The organism is Acidiferrobacteraceae bacterium (assembly GCA_037388825.1).
In the GTDB taxonomy this organism is placed as follows: domain Bacteria; phylum Pseudomonadota; class Gammaproteobacteria; order Acidiferrobacterales; family JAJDNE01; genus JARRJV01.
The window spans coordinates 1-2584 of record JARRJV010000126.1 but is presented as its reverse complement, the minus strand read 5'-3'; the positions used below and the strand labels follow the sequence as shown (position 1 = coordinate 2584).

Genomic DNA, 2584 nt, shown 5'->3' with positions numbered 1-2584 from the left:
CGCCTCGCCCGCAGTCTCCAGGACACTGACGCTGCCCCGCCCGATGCAACTATCGTCGTCTTCGATGATGCAGCCGCAGGTGTCGCCGTCGCCGACGGTGCAGCCGGGCCAGACATTGTGTGTACCCGAAGCATCCGCTTCGGGCGGCTCCGTCTGCTGCTCCAGGTAGGTCAACCCTCATTGCAGCCCCGCCTCGGCGGCGCGAAACGCAACATCCTTGTCCTTGAAGTTGCCCGCCATCTTCTCTTCCACCACGGTCGACTGCATGGCGGTGATGCCGAGAATCGTCATGACGACCAGGATGATGAGGCCGATGACCAGGACGGCCCCCTCCTGATTGCCTGTTGCGGTTGGCTGACTCATTGTCATCGCTGAACGTACCAGGGTGTGCGGGAGCTCAGGGCGACGGTAAAAACGAAGCGGTCAAAGCGACGACGGTCGCTGCCGATGCCAGCGCCCAAGGTATCCGCCGCGACAGCGTCGGCCGCCGGAGGATTCGCGGGGTCGTTGGGGGGCCAGGTTGGATCCGCAGCCTCCCGAGCGGTCGTCCTCACGTCTTCGTGCGAGGCGGCCAAGATCTCGACCTGCGCGCTATAGACGTTTGGCCAGTTGTTGGCGTCGGTAACGGTCTTCGCATCGGCGTCGACGAAGTCCAGCGCCCCGTCGCCATTCACGTCGCCGCTGTAGGTCACGCGCAGGTCGGCGATATCGTTGACGAGCTGATCAGACTTGCCGCTGCTGGCGCTCCACCTGCACAAGGACGTACGATAGCGAGGCGAGGCAGTCCGGCAGTGCGCCGGGTTGTCGTCCAGGCTGCCGTCGTTGCCGTCCGTGCAGCACAGGTAGTAAACGCGGTAATCGAACGGATACACCATCGCCTTGTTGCGGACGCCTGGCAACTGCCTGCTGCCCACCGCGTTGTAGGCGCGACTCAGGGGAGCCCGGGTGGCGTCGTTCGGGTCTTTCACGTTTACCTGGCTTCCGAGATCTGGCGCTGTCACTTTGGCCACACCGTGTACGAGCTGACGGTCACTGCTGTGGGTATCGGTGACGAAGAAGACGTCGCTGCTCTCGCAATCGGTAATTAGGGCCAGGTCGTTGCGGCGAATATCCGGGTCGTCGTCGACCAGCTCGACGGCCGCCGCACGATCGCTGCTGGACAAAGTCCCCGTGCTGACCGCGCGCGGTGATCCGAATACCCCCCACAACGCGAGCGCGTCACCGCGAACCCAACGATCTCTGACTGTCTGGGGCAAGCTCGACCAATCGCCTCTCTGCGTCGGTCTGCTCCCGCTGAAATCGGCGTCATACCCGAGCGGAGTCTCACCCCGAAGAATCGAGTCGCCGGAACAGGAGGCAGGATTAGTCCTGAGCATGCACGCCTGGGTGCTCAAGGTCCCTCGCACCTCGTCCAACATCAAGCTGCTGCACCCAAGGCTGCGCGAGATGCACATGTCGCGCGCGAGGACCTGCACGGAGAATCGCGCGTTCTCCTGAAGCTCGGAGAAGCTCTGCTCGGCCCGGAAGGACGATTGGCTGGACAGCAAGACCTGGAGGATACCGGCGGTCAGGAAGAGGCCGACTGCCAGGGCGACCAGGAGCTCGACCAGCGCAAAGCCGCTGTCGGCGCAGCGTCGGTAGGGATGGCAAAGCTTCTTCCGGATCATCAGCCGGTTCGCCAAGCTATTGAAGCATCGTCAAGACGGACCGGGCAGGCGGGAGCAGACCCGGTAAGCCATATTGGCGGCGTCGCGCCCCCCGCCACCGGCCGATGCATGCTCGCCGCGCGAGTCGTCCCAGCGCACCACCACCTCGCAGTTGCCATTGCCGCAGCCATTTCCCGCGCGGCAGTCCACGGCTCCTTGGGACCCGCCATCGGCGGGCGGCGGCAGGTCAAGCGAAAGCAGCGTGTGTTCCCAAGCTTCGAATTGGGGATTGCCACTGTCGGCGGACGTATCCATGACGAACTGGCGGTCGGTGAAACCCGCCGGGTCCGCCCGCATGCGGTCCAGCAAGTCGTACGCGACGATGGTCGCCTGCGAGCGCAGATAGGCACTGTGATTGCTCTTCATCCCGGCGAGCTGCAGCCCGGCCAGCCCCAGCAGCCCGACCGCCAGCACGAGCACCGCGATCAGCACCTCTGTCAGGGTGAAGCCCCGCTGATTGGTCATCTAAGCCGCCCCGCGGGCCCGCAGCCGGAAACGCCCCTATACACCCCCACGGCGAAATCCCACTCAGATTGTGGATAGCATCACAACTATAAAACAGCTCAGCGCGGGGTCACATGCCTCGGCCGATGAACGTCACCCATCGAGCGACGAACGGTCGCTACTGCGCCTGCAGCTCGATAACGGCAGAAGCTCGAACGCGCAACAATTGCACCCCAGCACCGATGGATGGCAGCGGGGGGCTCGCAGCTTCGGCCGCAGCGAGCCCGACGGCGGCGGAACGGAAGACGGGCGGAGGGCTTGACCCCTCGGTATCGATCCGCATCTCGACAAGCCGGTATTGCGGCTGTCCCAGACGCTCCCCGATCAGCTTGGCGCGGTCCTTGAAATCAGCGAGCGCGCTACCGATCAGGTCG

At 64.5% G+C, this 2584-nt stretch carries 4 protein-coding genes; all 4 read right to left on the bottom strand.

Annotation, left to right across the window (positions count from 1 at the left end):
• Positions 1-177: 177 nt before the first annotated feature.
• Positions 178-363, bottom strand: a complete 186-nt coding sequence (locus P8X48_13230; GenBank protein ID MEJ2108265.1) for a PilX N-terminal domain-containing pilus assembly protein — start codon at positions 361-363, stop codon at positions 178-180.
• Between the two features lie 2 nt (positions 364-365).
• The gene (locus P8X48_13225) at positions 366-1667 is read right to left on the bottom strand and encodes a PilW family protein (GenBank protein MEJ2108264.1); all 1302 of its coding nucleotides are present in this window, start codon (positions 1665-1667) and stop codon (positions 366-368) included.
• 30 nt (positions 1668-1697) lie between these two features.
• Positions 1698-2171, bottom strand: a complete 474-nt coding sequence (gene pilV, locus P8X48_13220) for a type IV pilus modification protein PilV (GenBank protein ID MEJ2108263.1) — start codon at positions 2169-2171, stop codon at positions 1698-1700.
• A gap of 157 nt (positions 2172-2328) precedes the next feature.
• On the bottom strand, positions 2329-2584 hold a 256-nt coding region (locus tag P8X48_13215), incomplete at its 5' end, for a hypothetical protein (GenBank protein ID MEJ2108262.1).

Coding starts and splice junctions, on each gene's coding strand:
- P8X48_13230 (MEJ2108265.1), bottom strand. CDS start 363: ATGAGTCAGCCAACCGCAACAGGCAATCAGGAGGGGGCCGTCCTGGTC.
- P8X48_13225 (MEJ2108264.1), bottom strand. CDS start 1,667: ATGATCCGGAAGAAGCTTTGCCATCCCTACCGACGCTGCGCCGACAGC.
- pilV (MEJ2108263.1), bottom strand. CDS start 2,171: ATGACCAATCAGCGGGGCTTCACCCTGACAGAGGTGCTGATCGCGGTG.